Raw genomic sequence first — 13807 nt, forward strand, 5'->3', positions numbered from 1 at the left:
TCGGTACTCGCGCCTCGTCTCCTGCGTCCGTGCAGCGATCCCTTCCTCGACGATCGCTGCAGGTCTCAGGCGGGTCGTAGCCCGCCGAGGCTCAGCCGACCTTGTGCAGCCAGACCACGGGCGCGTCGTCTCCGGCGTGGCGGAACGGCTCGAGTTCCTCGTCCCACGCTGCGCCCAGGGCGACGTCCAGCTCGCGCTGCAGCTCTCGCGGGTCACCCGCGGCGACCTCGATGGCGTAGCGGATGCGATCCTCCGCCACCACGATATTGCCGGCCGAGTCCGTCTGCGCGTAGTGGATGCCGAGACCGGGGGTGTGGAGCCAGCGTCCTCCGTCGCTGCGCGGGGAGGGATCTTCGCTCACTTCGAACCGCAGGTGCTCCCAGCCTCGGATCGCCGTCGCGAGGGCCGCCCCCGTACCCGCGGGGCCTTCCCAGTAGTGCTCCGTGCGTCGGCTGCCGGTCAGGATGGGCTGATCCGCCCACTCGAAAGAGAGCGGGCGGCCGAAAACACGGCCTACGGCCCACTCCAAATGCGGGCACAACGCCCGCGGCGCGGAGTGGACGTAGATCACTCCGCGCGTCTGTGCTGTCGCCATCATTTCTCCGATCGTCAGGTGCGTCTTCCCCAACGACCTGACCGGATTGTGGCGCTGCTCTTCAGTTCTCCCGCCATTATCGCCAAGGGGCGGGGGAATCACAAGCCTGTGATTCCCCCGCCCCTCGGACGTGAGTCGCGCGGGTGATCAGGCTTCGCTCATCGCCTGGACCTCGGCCTTGCCCTTCGCGGCGTAGTACGCCGCGCGTGCGGCATCGCGTCGCGCCTGCTCGGCCTGACCGGCGTCGAGGACGTCCTGCGGCACGTCGACGTACTCGGTCGTCGGCCGGCCGTGGTACTTCTCGATGAACGCGTCCAGTTCCGGCCCGGAGGTCCACGACGTGATGAGGCAGTAGCGGGGCTCGTCCCCGTCGTGGTGAACCGCATGCCACAGGCGCTGGGTGTCGACGATCAGCTGCGCACCGGCGGGCAGTGCCACGCGGTACTCGATACTCGGGTCCGTGCGGTTCTCGCGGAGCACGAAGTAGCTGTTCTTGTCGTCGGTGAGGTTGAAGAAGCCGCGGACGACCCACCCCGTCCCGTCGGGGTTCAGGCGGTTGTTGTCGTCCTGGTGGAGGTTGTAGAGCGCATCGGCGTACGAGTTGGGCTGGAGCTCGATGATGCGGCAGCGTCCGACGTTCGCTCCGGGCTCCTGCGCGCGCTCGGTGAGCGTGGGCGCCTTCTCCATCTGAGAGGGGATCCAGACGCCGTCCTTGTCGGTGCGCGGGGGCGTGTGGTTCCAGAACCCGTTGCACTCGATCTCGCCCTTCGCGGATGCGATCGGGGCGAAGCGGGTGTCGCCGGAGGACTTCCAGTCCACATACTCGACCTCCAGCCACTCCTTCGGATCGATCTCGCGATCGTAGCTGTCGAGGACGACGAAGCCGGTCTCTTCGAGAGCGGCAGACTTGATGTAACCCATGGGTTGCCTTTCGTCAGCGGGCCAGCGAAGTTTTTACAGGCCCAACTTAGGCAAGCCTACTCCGGGTGGCCTTCCCTCCCCGGGGGTGGAGGGTGTGCCGCGTAGAATCGTCCGGGTGCGCCGAGCGGCGCCGACGGCGTGGAAAGGGTGAGAAGCAGCTGATGGTGACAGCCACCAATGTCGAGGCGACCGCGGTCAACACCATCGGATGGCTCTCCTCGGGTTCACGCTCGATCGTCGTCCCCGTGTATCAGAGGCAGTACCGCTGGGATATCGGCGCGTGCGAACAGCTCTTGAGCGACATCCGCGCGGTGGCGGATCTGGACGACTCCCGGATGCACTTCCTGGGATCGGTCCTGTCGTCGAGCGGCGCGGAGGGCCAGGACCTGGTCCTGATCGACGGTCAGCAGAGGCTGACGACGCTGATGCTCCTCGCCGCCGCGCTTCAGCACACCGTGCGCGGTCACGACGATGACCTCGCGGCCTCGCTCACGCGGCTGCTCGTCTCACCGTCGTATCCCACGCGGACGCGCCTGCGCCCCCATCGTGCGTGGGCGGAGAAGTTCGAAGCCGTCGTGTTCGCGCAGGCCGAGAACGGGATCGGTTCCCGGTTCGCCGACAACTACTCCTTCTTCCGCAGCCAGATCAGTCTTGCCGAGGCCCCTCGCATCTGGCGGGGGCTGCAGAAGCTGGAGCACGTCGCCATCACGCTCGGCCCGGGGGCGAACGCCCAGCAGATCTTCGAGAGCCTCAATTCGACCGGAGAGCCGCTCCGGGACCACGAGTTGATCCACAACTACGTCCTCATGGGTCTCTCGCACGCGGAGCAGCGCGAGATCGAGGAGGGCTTCTGGCTCCCGCTCGAGGAGAACACCGGCGAGGCCATCGCGGCTTTCTGGCGGCACTACCTGGTCCAGCGCACGGGTCGCGAGATCGCACCCGGTCAGCGCGCGGTCTACGACGTGTTCCGCCAGCTGTTCCCTCGCCTCGACATCCACGCGCTCCGTGAGGTCGCCGAGGAGTGGCGCGTGTATTCCGAGCTGTACCGCACGTTGCTCTTTCCGCGGACGCACGCCGATCCCGCCCTCGCCTCCCGGCTGGCGGGCCTGTCGACGTTCGGCTCCGCGCTGCATCCGCTGCTTCTGCGCGCCCTCTACGACCACCGCCGAGGAACGACCTCGGATGACGAGCTCCGCGACACCCTGCAGCTCGCCGAGACGCTGTCCTTTCGGCGGGCCGTCGTCTCCGTCTCGATGGACCGGATCGTGCCTCGGCTCTGCCGCGCCCGCGATGAGGGGCACGATGCCCTCCGTGAGGCGATCGCGCGGGTCACCCCGTCCGACGAACGTATCCGCGTGGCGCTGAAGTTCTCGCCCCTCCCCCACCCCGCGTTCGTTCTCGCACGGCTCGCGGGTCTGGACTCGGCGGAGGGTTTCGACGTCGACCACATCGCGCCCGTCGTGCCGGGCGAGGCCTGGACGGGTGGCGACGGACGCGTGTGGGCTGCGCTCAGCGAGGACGAGCAGAACAGCCACCGGGCACTGTCCGAGACGCTCGGCAACCTCGCGCTGCTGGAGGAGGAGCGCGCGGCGACGGTGTTCGACGCCGGCTTCCCCGCCAAGCGCGATGCGTACGCCGGCAGCCGGGTCCCGCAGACCCGAGAGATCGCGGACACAGCCGTCTGGAGCACGGCGGCGGTATCCGCGCGGTCGGCGCACCTCGCGGATGCCGTCGTACGTACCTGGGCGCGCCCCGACCTCGGCCCGATCGACGACGACGGCCTGACCCCCATCCTCGACGCCGTGCGTCGTCGCGGCTGGCCGCGCGGCTGGCAGCGGGAATGGTCCTATGTCGAGTACCGCGGGGAGCACTGGGAGGTGCCGGACGCCCGCTATCTGTTCAACCGGATCTTCAAACGACTCTGGGCCGATGCCCGCCCCGCCGTCGTCGCGTTCAGCGAGCGCAACGGCGGGCCGGTCTACACGGAGGCGTCGTGGACGGGCGACTGGGACTCGCTCGACGAAGGGCACCACCTCTACATGGGTTGGGACTACAGCTACATGCTCGGTGCCGTACAGGGCGTTCTCGAAGAGGCCGGAATCGCCCCGGAGGTCTTCGTCAAGTACTCCTACATCGGTGAAGCCATGCAGGAGATCGCCGGGCGGTAGGCTCGTCGATGCAGGGGGCGGTGGCCAAGCTGGTCAAGGCAGCGGGCTCATAACCCGACGATCGTGGGTTCAAGTCCCACCCGCCCTACCGATCAGGTCCGGTCGGGATCGTCCGCCGGATCCTTCACCGGCGGCTCCGGCCATACTTTCGACACGGCTTCCGCGATCCGGATCGAGCCGGTCGAAGGAGCCGGTTCCCCCGTACTCCCCCGCGGGATGGGCAGTTCCTGCGAATCGCTGACGATCTGCGGGTGGTGTCGGGCCAGCTGGAAGACGCCCCAGACGGCGACGGCGCCGACGACACCGAACCCGACGTACGCCCACAGGGGCGCGCCCACGGCCTCACGCAGCACGAACAAGCCGATCAGGACCGCGACGATCGGATCGATCACGGTGAGCCCGGCGATGACGAGATCCGGCGGCCCCGACGAGTAGGCGGTCTGCACGAAGTACGCGCCCACGGCGGTGCCGATGAGGAGCGCGGCAAGGGCCGCGAAGGTCAGCCACTCGATGTTGCCGGCCTGGAGCCGGGTGATGACGGTCTTGGCGAGTGTTGCGACGAAGCCGTAGATGATCCCCGCGGCCATGATGTAGAACAGCGCCCCGATACGGGCACGCAGCCACACCCAGAGACCGGCGAAGACGACGGTGACCACGGCCATGATCACGAGGATCGTGATCACCTGCCCGTCGCTCACGGGCTTCTCCGTGGCGAAGAGCGCGGCGATCGTGACGAAGACGAAGATGCCGCCGACGCACGCGGCGATCGCCACGAGTGAGCGTCTGGTCGGTCGATGACCGCTGATCTGCGCGTTCAGCAGGGTCGTGATGACCAGAGCGATCGCGCCGAGCGGTTGGACCACGATCAGGGGGGCGAAGGACAGGGCGGCGAGCTGGCAGGCGATGGCGAGGCCGAGCATCACCGTGCCGAGCACCCACGACGGCCGTGCCAGCAGCTTCGCGACATGTGAACCGGACAGCCCCTGGCGCGCGGCGGTGCCGCTGAGCTGTTCGACCTTGGTGACACCGCGGTGCTGGTACTGCGCTCCGAACGACATGAAGACGGCACCGAGCAGCGCCAGCGGGATGCCGATCAGGATGCCGGGATTCTGGAACGCCCCGACGAGGGTCTCGCCGTACTCTTCGAGTTCGTTCGCGGTCCAGATCACGTAACGACATTAGCCGCGCACCCCGCTGGGTAGGCTCAAGGCGTGGCCGTTCTGCCGATTCGCATCATGGGTGATCCCGTCCTCCACGCTCCCGCCGTGCCCGTCGACACCGTCGACGCCGACATCCGGACGCTCGTGGCGGACATGTTCGAGACGATGGATGCCGCTCCCGGCGTGGGGCTGGCGGCGCCGCAGGTCGGGGTGGGTCTGCGGATCTTCACCTACTCGTACGAGGACGACGACGGGCATCCGTGGCGCGGCGTCCTCATCAATCCCGAGCTGTGGATGACACCTCCCGAGCCGGGGCATCCGGATCCCGACGACGAGTCCGAAGGATGCCTGTCGTTCCCGGGCGAGCGCTTCCCGCTGCGGCGTTCGGACCGGGCCGTCGTCACGGGAACGGACCTCGACGGGGCTCCCGTGCGCATAGAGGTCGACGGGTGGCGCGCCCGCATCCTCCAGCACGAGTTCGATCACCTCAACGGCGTCCTGTACGTCGATCGGCTCGATGACGGCGACGCGCGGATCGTGGCGAAGATCGCGCGCAAGCGGGGGTGGGGCCGGCCCGGGAAGTCGTGGATGCCCGGGGTCGACGACCTCGACGCCTGAGAAACGAGGAAAGCCCGGGGTGGAAGCCCGGGCTTTCGGTGAGAGCCGCGTCAGATGAACGCGGGATTCTCGCTCCCCGGCTTGGACTCGAACCAAGAACCTATCGGTTAACAGCCGATTGCTCTGCCAATTGAGCTACCGAGGAATATGCCCGCCGGAGCAGGCAACCCCACCATCTTAGCAACACACGGAGGGTGCTCGTGAACTCAGGTTGAAACCGGGCTCGGCGTGTCGCCTTCGTCCGGGGTCCAGAGGAGTCCGTCGGATCCGTGACCGTACGCGACGGTGTGCCCGCCCCGAAGGACGAGGACGTCCGTGTCGAGATCCTCGATCACATCGGCGTCGTTGGAGACGATGACCGCCGAGAGACCGTACGCCTTCTGGCGGTCGAGGATCGCATCCTTCGCCGCCCGTCGAACCTCGACGTCGAGGTTCGCAAAGGGCTCGTCGGCGATGAGCACCTTCGGCTGCAGCACCAGGGCGCGGGCGAAGGCGACCCGCTGCCGCATCCCGGCGCTGAGTTCGTACGGGTACTTCGCCGCGGCGCCGAGCGGCAGCATGAGTTCGTCCAGCAGCGCCGCCACCCGAACGGCGAGGGCACGCTGGTTCACGCGGCGATCCCGGGAGGTGATCGGCTCACCGATCACCTCCGAGACCGTGAGACGGGCGGGAAGGCGAGCACCAGCGGCCTGAGGCAGATGAGCGGCGACATAGGTCAGCACCCGTCGCGAACGTCCGGGGCGTCGCACCGAGATGCCCTCGACCTCCGCATCCCCGCCGTCGATGGACAACCCTGCCGTCTCGATGCCCGAGAGCGCGGTGGCGAGGCTCGACTTCCCGGATCCCGTAGGACCCATCACCGTCAGTGCTGACGCACGCGGGAGGACGAAGGAGACCCCGTCCACGACCCGCTGAGAAGGCACCCCCCGGGACGATCGCGCGACGGACAGGTCGGAACAGCGGATCGCCGTGTCGGTCTCGCGGGGTCGGGCCATCGTGCCATCATGCCCGAGCCCGAGCGACCGGCCAAAGACGCCGTCACTCCTCGGCGAGCATGCGCTCCCGCTCGGCGTCGATCTCCCGGAGTCTGATGCGGATGCTGCGCCCGCCGTCGGAGTCGGGCGCGACACGCTGGATCGCGCCGAGCAGCTCGTGCTTCTCCGCTTCCAGCGCGCGCATGACCAGGCGTCTGCTCAGGTCCGTGGCCGACGCCACCGCCTCGTCGTCGTTCTGCGCGGGGAAGTTCGCCGCGAGGAGCTCGGCACCGAGCCCCCGGAAGGGCTCGCGGACGTTCCCGATCGCGTCGGCCGCCCACCCCGGGCGGGAGAGGTCATCGACCCCCGCCACGGCCTGGCGAACGGCGTCGAGCCCCGGATGCCGGAACGGGAGGCCGATCGCGCGCGCGACGATGTCACCGTCCATGCGGTGACCGAACTGGAGGACCCCCATCAGCGCGTCCCGTTCCATCGCCACATCGCGGGTGCGGGGCAGCGTCGCCAGGGTCGGCCGCAGGGAATCGGCGGCCCCTTCCGGGGCTCCGGTGGGTGCGGCATCCGTCCGGGGAGAATCTCCCGAGGATCGGCCCGCGCGCGTCACTTCGCGGCGCACGTCCTCGGTGTCCATCCCGAGGCGTCGGGCGAGGACGCGAACGTACTCCGGCTGGAGGAGCGGGTCCCGGAGTTCGGCGACGACGGGTGCGGCCACACGCAGTGCGCCCACCCGACCCTCGACGGAGGCGAGGTCGAAGCCCGCGATGCGCTGACCGATGACGAACTCGACCATCGGCGCCTTGGTCGTCACCATAGCGCGCACCGCTCCGTCGCCCCGCTGCAGCCGGAGGTCGCAGGGGTCGAGGCCCTCGGGTCCGGTGGCGACATACGTCTGGGCGTTGAACCGCTTCGCGTCGGCGAACGCGCGGAGGGCGGCCTTCTGGCCTGCGGCATCCGGGTCGAAGGTGAAGATCACTTCGCCCGCCGCGGAGTCGTCACCCATCACGCGGCGGAGCACCGAGATGTGGTCGGCGCCGAAAGCGGTGCCGCACGTGGCGATGGCGGTGGTGATTCCGGCGAGGTGACAGGCCATCACGTCGGTGTAGCCCTCGACGACCACCACGCGGTGCTCGCGCGAGATGTCGCGCTTCGCGAGATCCAATCCGTACAGGACGTTCGCCTTGCGGTACACGGCGGTCTCGGGGGTGTTGAGGTACTTCGGTCCGTTGTCGTCCTCGTGGAGCCGGCGGGCGCCGAACCCGATGACCTGCCCGGTGACATCACGGATCGGCCAGACGACGCGACCGCGGAACCGGTCGTACACGCCGCGTTGTCCCTGGGAGACGAGGCCCGCCGCCGACAGCTCATCATCGCGGAAGCCCTTCTCCCGGAGGGCGGTGAGGACACCGGACCAGCCGCGCGGCGCGTAGCCCACGCCGAAGTGCGCCGCCGCGCCGGCATCGAAGCCGCGTTCACCCAGGAACCGTCGAGCGATCTCCGCCTCTCCGGAGGAGAGCTGCCCGCGGAAGTACTCCGCCGCCGCCGCGTTCGCGGCGTAGAGCCGCGTGCGTCCCGTGGTGTCCGGGGCCGCTCCCCCGTCCTCGTAGTGCAGGGTGTAGCCGATGCGGCCGGCGAGCTTCTCGACGGCCTCCGAGAAGGACAGGTGGTCCATGCGGCGGAGGAAGGAGTACACGTCGCCGGATTCGCCGCATCCGAAGCAGTGGTAGAACCCCGCCTGCGGTCGGACGTTGAAGCTCGGACTGCGCTCGTCGTGGAAGGGGCACAGGCCCTTCATGGATCCGACGCCTGCGGGGCGCAGGGCGACGCGCTCTCCGATGATGTCGGCGATGTCGGTGCGCGCCTTGACCTCCTCGACATCCGCCTGCCGGATGCGGCCCGCCATCACCGCCTCCCGTCGGGCGGCGCCGTCATGTGAGGGGACCAGAGCCCCACGGATGCCGGGTCGACCTCGCCGATGAGCCGGGCGTGCCAGGCGATCGCGAGCTGATCGGTGAGGCTCGCCACCTGATCGACGATCACGCGCCGGCGTGCGTCATCCGTCTCCGCGGCGGCGAAATCCTCGCGATGCACCGCGTCGAGTTCGCCGGGCGAGTCCCACAACGCGCTCGCCAGGCGCTTCAGGAGACGCCGCTGTTCCCTGTACAGCTCCTTGCGGCCGTCGATCGACACCACGAAAGCCCCGATGATGCCCTTGAGGACGGCCATCTCGGCCTCCACGACACGGGGGACGACGACGTGCGCGCGGTAGCGGGTGAGCTCGTGCTCGGGTGCCGCGGCCCGCGTCGCGGCGGTCGCGGCCCGCGCGAACCGACCGATCAGATCGGAGGTGAGGTTCTTCAGCCGTGCGGACGACGCCCGCGTGCCGTCGAACTCCTGCACCCACTCGGGTAGCCGCATGAGACGGAACAGGGCGTCCTCGAGTTCGTCGCGGGCGAAGTCGTAGCCGACCCAGGTCTGTACCGCCGTGAGCAGCGCGTCGTGCTCGCCGGGGTCGGCCAGCCGTGCGGGGTCGAGGTAGCCGTTGACGATGGCGTCCTCGAAATCGTGCACCGAGTAGGCGATGTCATCCGAGAGATCCATCACTTCCGCTTCGATGCAGCGGACGCGCCCCGGTGCGCCCTCCCGCATCCAGCGGAACACCGCTTCGTCTTCGGGGTAGACCCCGAACTTGAGCCGGCCACCGGGGTCCGGGAGCGGTTGGTCCACGGTCCAGGGATACTTGCACGCGGCGTCCAGGCTCGCCCGGGTGAGGTTCAGGCCGTGGCTCCGACCGTCCTCGGCGATGACCTTGGGCTCCAGACGGGTCAGGATGCGCAGCGTCTGCGCATTCCCCTCGAACCCGCCGAACGGCTCCGCCCAGTCGTTCAGGGCGCGTTCGCCGTTGTGTCCGAACGGCGGGTGGCCGAGGTCGTGACTGAGGCACGCGGTGTCCACGACGTCAGGCGACAGGTGCAACGCGGTGGCCAGCTCACGGCCGACCTGGGCGACTTCGAGCGAATGGGTGAGGCGGTTGCGCGCGAAATCGACCGGACTCGCGGGACTCAGCACCTGCGTCTTCGCGGCGAGCCGGCGCAGGGCCGCCGAATGCAGCACGCGCGCGCGGTCACGGGCGAATCCGTCCCGCTGCGACCGATGCTGCTCGGGATGGAAGCGCTCGGCGTCGGCGGCGACGTAGCCGGTCGGCAGCCCGGCGACCGCACCCGCCTGCGCGTCACCCACCGCTGTGATCCGTCTCGGCCTCGGCGAGCGCGGTGGAGGCGGCACCGGTGAGCTCACGGGAGTCCAGCCAGCCGTCGGGGAGAGCAGGGCGCTTGGGGGTTCCCGCGCGGCCCCGCTGGCCCTCGGCGGCCGCCCCCGGGTAGGGCGCGTCCAGATCGAGCAGGGCCAGAAGCTCGTCGATCTCGTCGAGCGAGGAGACCGTCGCCAGCCGCGCGCGGACGTCGCCGCCGACCGGATAGCCCTTGAAGTACCACGCGACGTGCTTGCGGATGTCGCGGCATCCGCGCTGCTCGTCCTCGAAGAACTCCGTGAGGAGCTCGGCGTGTCGGCGGAACGCCGCGGCGACGAAGCGCAGATCCGCGTCGACGGGGGCACCGGCATCCGGTGCTCCGAGGGCCCGGGCGAGATCACCGAAGAGCCACGGCCGACCGAGGCATCCGCGCCCGACCACCACGCCGTCGCACCCGGTCTCCGCCATCATCCGCACGGCGTCCTCGGCGGACCAGATGTCGCCGTTCCCGAGGACGGGGACCGAGGTGACCGTGGATTTCAGCTCCCCGATCGCGGCCCAGTCGGCATGGCCTGAATAGAACTCCGAGGCCGTGCGGGCGTGGAGCGCGATCGACGAGACCCCGGCGCCCTCGGCGATGCGGCCGGCCTCCAGGTAGGTGAGATGGTCGGGATCGATCCCCTTGCGCATCTTCACCGTGAGGGGGACGGAACCCGCCGCGCGCACCGCGCGCTCGACGATCTCACGGAACAGACCGAGCTTCCACGGGAGCGCCGCTCCCCCGCCCTTGCGCGTCACCTTGGGGACGGGGCATCCGAAGTTCAGATCGATGTGGTCGGCGCGGTCCTCCTCGACGAGCAGCCGGACGGCGGCCTCGACGGTTCCGGGGTCCACGCCGTAGAGCTGGATCGAGCGCGGGGTCTCGGACTCGTGGTGGGTGATCAGTCGCATCGTCGTGGCGTTGCGCTCGACGAGGGCGCGCGAGGTGATCATCTCGCTCACGTACAGACCCACGCCGTACTCGCGACAGAGGCGTCGGAACGCGGTGTTGGTGATCCCCGCCATCGGGGCGAGGACGACGGGCGCATCCAGGGCGATCGGCCCGATGCGCAACGTACTCGGCGGCGCGGTCGCAATACTCACGGGCCCCATTCTCCCAGGTCGGCAGAGGGTCGCGTCACCGGCCCGCGACGCCGTGCGAACGCGCTCACGCGGGTGCGACGACCTCGTCGGATCGCTCGTCCCGCACCCGACGGAGGATCTGGGCGAACCCGTCCGCGGGCTGCGCGCCCGCCACTCCGTACTTCTCGTCGATGACGAAGAAGGGGACGGCGGTGATGCCGTACGCGACCGCTTGGGCCTTGTCGGCGGCGACGGCCGGGGCGAACCGTCCCGATCGCAGCGCCTCCGCCGCGGCCGAAGAGTCGAGGCCCGCCTCCCCCGCGAGGGTCGAGAGTTCCTCGATGCGTCCGAGATGACGGCCCTCGGTGAAGTACGCCGCCATGAGACGCTCGGCGACATCAGCCTGTCGACCCTGCTCCCGTGCGAAGTGGAGCAGCTCGTGGGCCTTGAGGGTGTTGGTGTGGCGGAGGATGTCGAAGCGGTACTCGAGGCCGGCGTCGGCCGCCATCGCGCCGACGCGGTCGAGCATCTGCTGGGCCTGCTCCTCGGACACGCCGCGGTGGGCGGTCAGATACTGGACCTCACCCCCGTCGAAGTCCTCGGGGGTGTCGGGCGACAGCTCGTACGAATGGAAGACGACCTGCACCTCGGGCGCGTCGCCGTCCTCCGCGACCTGAGCGATCCCCGTCTCGAGGTTGCGCTTGCCGATGTAGCACCACGGGCAGGCGATGTCGCTCCACACGTCGATTCTGATGGGTTCCGTCACCCTCGACCGAACATCGGGAACGCGTCCGTCTATTCCTTGCCGGAGGGAATCGCGCGCCGGGACAGGAGCGCGGCCACGAGAAAGCACGACGCTCCGGCGAGTGTGCCCGCGTTCGCCGCGGCCGCATCCAGGAGTGTCTGCGTCGACGGCACAACGAAAGCGCCGACCGCCGACACCGCGAAGAACACGGAGCCGGCGGCGTTCAGCCAGGTCCCGTGCCACGTGCGGGCGAGCGGATCCCACAGCTCGTGCCGCCGTGCTGCCGCGACCAGGGCCAGGGCGCTGGAGACGAGGAACAGGATCGAGCCTCCGGCGTCGGGACGCCAGCCCGCGGCGGGGGTGTCGCTTCCGGTCACCGCGGCGAGGAGGACCGCGGCGGTGCTGATAATGAACAGGATCGTGCCGACGAACTGCGTCGCCGCCGACCACCAGTCCGCGGCGGCCGCCCCCCAGGGCGTTCTCCGGCGGGCGCCGCCCGCTCAGCGCGAGCCGATGACGAAGGTGAGGGCGCCCCAGGTCGCTCCGACGGCCTGGGCGTAACCGGGAAGGGCGCCCACCGCGAAGAAGAGCGAACCGACGGCGAAGCCCCAGGCCTCGCGGCGCACCCGCCGGGTCCGTCGCGTGCGAGGGGATCCTACGGCGTCTCGCGCTCCGACGCGCTCACAGAGCCGGCGGCTCGGGCGTGTCGACCGCACCGCCGAAGCGTCGATCCCGGTCAAGGTATAGCTCGATCGCGCGCCAGAGATCGGTGCGGGAGAAGTCCGGCCACAGCGTGTCGAGGAAGACGAACTCCGCGTAGGCGGACTCCCACAGGAGGAAGTTCGAGGTGCGCTGCTCCCCGCTGGAGCGGACGAAGAGGTCGACATCGGGCATGTCCGGCAGGTAGAGCCGGCGTGCGATGAGCTTCTCGCTCACGGCGGAGGGACGCAGGCGCCCCGCTGCGACGTCGTCGGCGATGGAGCGCATCGCGTCGACGAGTTCGATGCGCCCGCCGTAGTTCACGCACATCGTCAACGTCAGCGTGGAGTTGTCGCGGGTGAGTTCCTCCGCGTATCGGAGCTCCTTGATGACCGAGCCCCACAGGCGTGGCGTGCGCCCCGCCCAGCGCACACGGACGCCCCACTCGTTCAGCTGATCGCGGCGCCGGTGCAGGACGTCGCGGTTGAATCCCATCAGGAAGCGGACCTCGTCGGGCGAGCGCGACCAGTTCTCGGTCGAGAAGGCGTAGACCGAGAGATGGCGTACCCCCGCCTGGATCGCTCCCGCCACGACATCCAGGAGGGCCGCTTCACCGGCGCGGTGGCCCTCGACGCGCGTGAGACCGCGCCGGTTCGCCCAGCGACCGTTGCCGTCCATGACGATGGCCACGTGCTGGGGCACCCCCTTCTTCGGGAAGGCCGGGGGGTGGATACCGGTCCAGTCGATCGGGCGGTACGGGACTGCGTCGCGATGCGTGTAGGGCTTGGGTGTCATGAGACCGTTCCGCGGGAGGAGACATGGGACAGTGCGCGGATGCCGCGCTCGAGGTGCCACTGCGCGTAGGCCGACACCAGACCGGACGCGGCGTTGGTCGCACCCGCGGTCGCCGTGTCGACGGCATCCCAGTCCCCGGACATGAGGGCGCGGAGCACCACGGCCGTCGAACGGTCGATGCGCGCGGACCCGGTGGGTGCGCACGCCGCGCAGACCATGCCGCCGAGCTGCGCGACGAAGGCGTCGTGCGGACCGGGGGCACCGCACCGGGCGCACTCGTCGAGCCCCGGTGCCCAGCCCGACAGCGCCATGGCGCGCAGGAGGTAGGAGTCGAGGATCGCGCGGGAGGCGTGCTCGCCGCGGGAGAGAGCGCGAAGCCCGCCGACGAGGAGGAAGTACTGCTGCGTCGTGGCGTCCGCCTCGCTCAGCCGATCTGCGGCCTCCACCATCGCGTGGGCGGAGGTGTAGCGGTCGTAGTGGGCGACGATGTCGGCGCCGTAGGACCCGAGGGATTCCGCCTGCTGCACGATGTCGAGCGAGCGCCCCTTGTACAGCTGCACATCGGCCACCATGAACGGCTCCAGCCGTGCTCCGAAGCGCGACGACGTCCGTCGCACCCCCTTGGCCACGGCGCGGACCTTGCCGTGTCGGCGGGAGAGGAGCGTGAGGATGCGGTCCGCCTCACCCAGCTTGTGGGTGCGCAGGATCACCACCTCGTCGCGATACGTGGGCACTGCTCGATTAT

At 69.6% G+C, this 13807-nt stretch carries 14 protein-coding genes and 2 tRNA genes; 3 read left to right on the forward strand and 13 right to left on the reverse strand.

The window, feature by feature from the left end; all coding sequences use genetic code 11:
- Positions 1 to 91: 91 nt before the first annotated feature.
- Entirely contained in the window at positions 92 to 595 is a 504-nt protein-coding gene (locus KZC50_RS11440) for a DUF3145 domain-containing protein (protein ID WP_301135254.1), read from the reverse strand.
- 147 nt (positions 596 to 742) lie between these two features.
- Positions 743 to 1516: a hypothetical protein gene (locus KZC50_RS11445; protein WP_053548636.1), complete on the reverse strand. Its 774-nt coding sequence runs from the start codon at positions 1514 to 1516 to the stop codon at positions 743 to 745.
- A 161-nt stretch (positions 1517 to 1677) separates the two neighbouring features.
- Between KZC50_RS11445 and KZC50_RS11450 the strand changes: the two genes are divergently transcribed.
- Together KZC50_RS11450 and KZC50_RS11455 are read left to right on the forward strand one after the other, a co-directional pair.
- Complete coding sequence (locus KZC50_RS11450) at positions 1678 to 3684, forward strand: DUF262 domain-containing protein (protein ID WP_310891761.1); 2007 nt, start codon at positions 1678 to 1680, stop codon at positions 3682 to 3684.
- A 14-nt stretch (positions 3685 to 3698) separates the two neighbouring features.
- Positions 3699 to 3772, forward strand: a tRNA-Ile gene (locus KZC50_RS11455).
- A 4-nt stretch (positions 3773 to 3776) separates the two neighbouring features.
- Here KZC50_RS11455 and KZC50_RS11460 read toward each other — a convergent pair.
- Entirely contained in the window at positions 3777 to 4853 is a 1077-nt protein-coding gene (locus KZC50_RS11460; RefSeq protein ID WP_310891762.1) for a DMT family transporter, read from the reverse strand.
- Positions 4854 to 4895: 42 nt separating this feature from the next.
- Between KZC50_RS11460 and def the strand changes: the two genes are divergently transcribed.
- The gene (gene def / locus KZC50_RS11465; protein WP_310891763.1) at positions 4896 to 5462 is read left to right on the forward strand and encodes a peptide deformylase; all 567 of its coding nucleotides are present in this window, start codon (positions 4896 to 4898) and stop codon (positions 5460 to 5462) included.
- Between the two features lie 72 nt (positions 5463 to 5534).
- Here the strand turns inward: def and KZC50_RS11470 are convergent.
- From KZC50_RS11470 to recO, 10 genes are all read right to left on the reverse strand, one after another.
- Positions 5535 to 5607: transfer RNA gene (locus KZC50_RS11470), tRNA-Asn, on the reverse strand.
- 61 nt (positions 5608 to 5668) lie between these two features.
- On the reverse strand, positions 5669 to 6457 hold the full coding sequence (locus KZC50_RS11475) for an ATP-binding cassette domain-containing protein (protein ID WP_053548634.1): 789 nt from the start codon (positions 6455 to 6457) through the stop codon (positions 5669 to 5671).
- A 43-nt stretch (positions 6458 to 6500) separates the two neighbouring features.
- Positions 6501 to 8354: a DNA primase gene (dnaG, locus tag KZC50_RS11480; protein ID WP_310891764.1), complete on the reverse strand. Its 1854-nt coding sequence runs from the start codon at positions 8352 to 8354 to the stop codon at positions 6501 to 6503.
- Positions 8354 to 9691 carry a deoxyguanosinetriphosphate triphosphohydrolase gene (locus KZC50_RS11485; RefSeq protein WP_310891765.1) on the reverse strand — a complete coding sequence of 446 codons (1338 nt, stop codon included), beginning with the start codon at positions 9689 to 9691 and terminating at the stop codon, positions 8354 to 8356. The genes dnaG and KZC50_RS11485 overlap by 1 nt, the downstream gene beginning before the upstream one ends.
- A complete protein-coding gene (gene dusB / locus KZC50_RS11490; RefSeq protein WP_343823934.1) occupies positions 9684 to 10853 on the reverse strand; it encodes a tRNA dihydrouridine synthase DusB in 1170 nt (389 codons plus the stop codon). Before dusB ends, KZC50_RS11485 begins: the two co-directional genes overlap by 8 nt.
- A 55-nt stretch (positions 10854 to 10908) precedes the next feature.
- Complete coding sequence (locus tag KZC50_RS11495; protein ID WP_310891767.1) at positions 10909 to 11589, reverse strand: DsbA family oxidoreductase; 681 nt, start codon at positions 11587 to 11589, stop codon at positions 10909 to 10911.
- Positions 11590 to 11618: 29 nt separating this feature from the next.
- Positions 11619 to 11945 carry a YrhK family protein gene (locus KZC50_RS11500; protein ID WP_310891768.1) on the reverse strand — a complete coding sequence of 109 codons (327 nt, stop codon included), beginning with the start codon at positions 11943 to 11945 and terminating at the stop codon, positions 11619 to 11621.
- Between the two features lie 123 nt (positions 11946 to 12068).
- Positions 12069 to 12194, reverse strand: coding sequence for a hypothetical protein (locus KZC50_RS11505; protein ID WP_310891769.1), 126 nt, complete (start codon positions 12192 to 12194; stop codon positions 12069 to 12071).
- Between the two features lie 55 nt (positions 12195 to 12249).
- A complete protein-coding gene (locus KZC50_RS11510; RefSeq protein WP_301135226.1) occupies positions 12250 to 13062 on the reverse strand; it encodes an isoprenyl transferase in 813 nt (270 codons plus the stop codon).
- Entirely contained in the window at positions 13059 to 13796 is a 738-nt protein-coding gene (gene recO / locus KZC50_RS11515; protein ID WP_236968995.1) for a DNA repair protein RecO, read from the reverse strand. Before recO ends, KZC50_RS11510 begins: the two co-directional genes overlap by 4 nt.
- Positions 13797 to 13807: the final 11 nt, after the last annotated feature.

This window comes from Microbacterium aurantiacum (assembly GCF_031625015.1).
Lineage (GTDB): Bacteria > Actinomycetota > Actinomycetes > Actinomycetales > Microbacteriaceae > Microbacterium > Microbacterium aurantiacum.

Excerpts from the sequence above, each read along its gene's own strand:
- KZC50_RS11440 (WP_301135254.1), bottom strand. The coding sequence starts at position 595 with ATGGCGACAGCACAGACGCGCGGAGTGATCTACGTCCACTCCGCGCCG.
- KZC50_RS11445 (WP_053548636.1), bottom strand. The coding sequence starts at position 1,516 with ATGGGTTACATCAAGTCTGCCGCTCTCGAAGAGACCGGCTTCGTCGTC.
- KZC50_RS11450 (WP_310891761.1), top strand. The coding sequence starts at position 1,678 with ATGGTGACAGCCACCAATGTCGAGGCGACCGCGGTCAACACCATCGGA.
- KZC50_RS11475 (WP_053548634.1), bottom strand. The coding sequence starts at position 6,457 with ATGGCCCGACCCCGCGAGACCGACACGGCGATCCGCTGTTCCGACCTG.
- dnaG (WP_310891764.1), bottom strand. The coding sequence starts at position 8,354 with ATGGCGGGCCGCATCCGGCAGGCGGATGTCGAGGAGGTCAAGGCGCGC.
- dusB (WP_343823934.1), bottom strand. The coding sequence starts at position 10,853 with ATGGGGCCCGTGAGTATTGCGACCGCGCCGCCGAGTACGTTGCGCATC.
- KZC50_RS11510 (WP_301135226.1), bottom strand. The coding sequence starts at position 13,062 with ATGACACCCAAGCCCTACACGCATCGCGACGCAGTCCCGTACCGCCCG.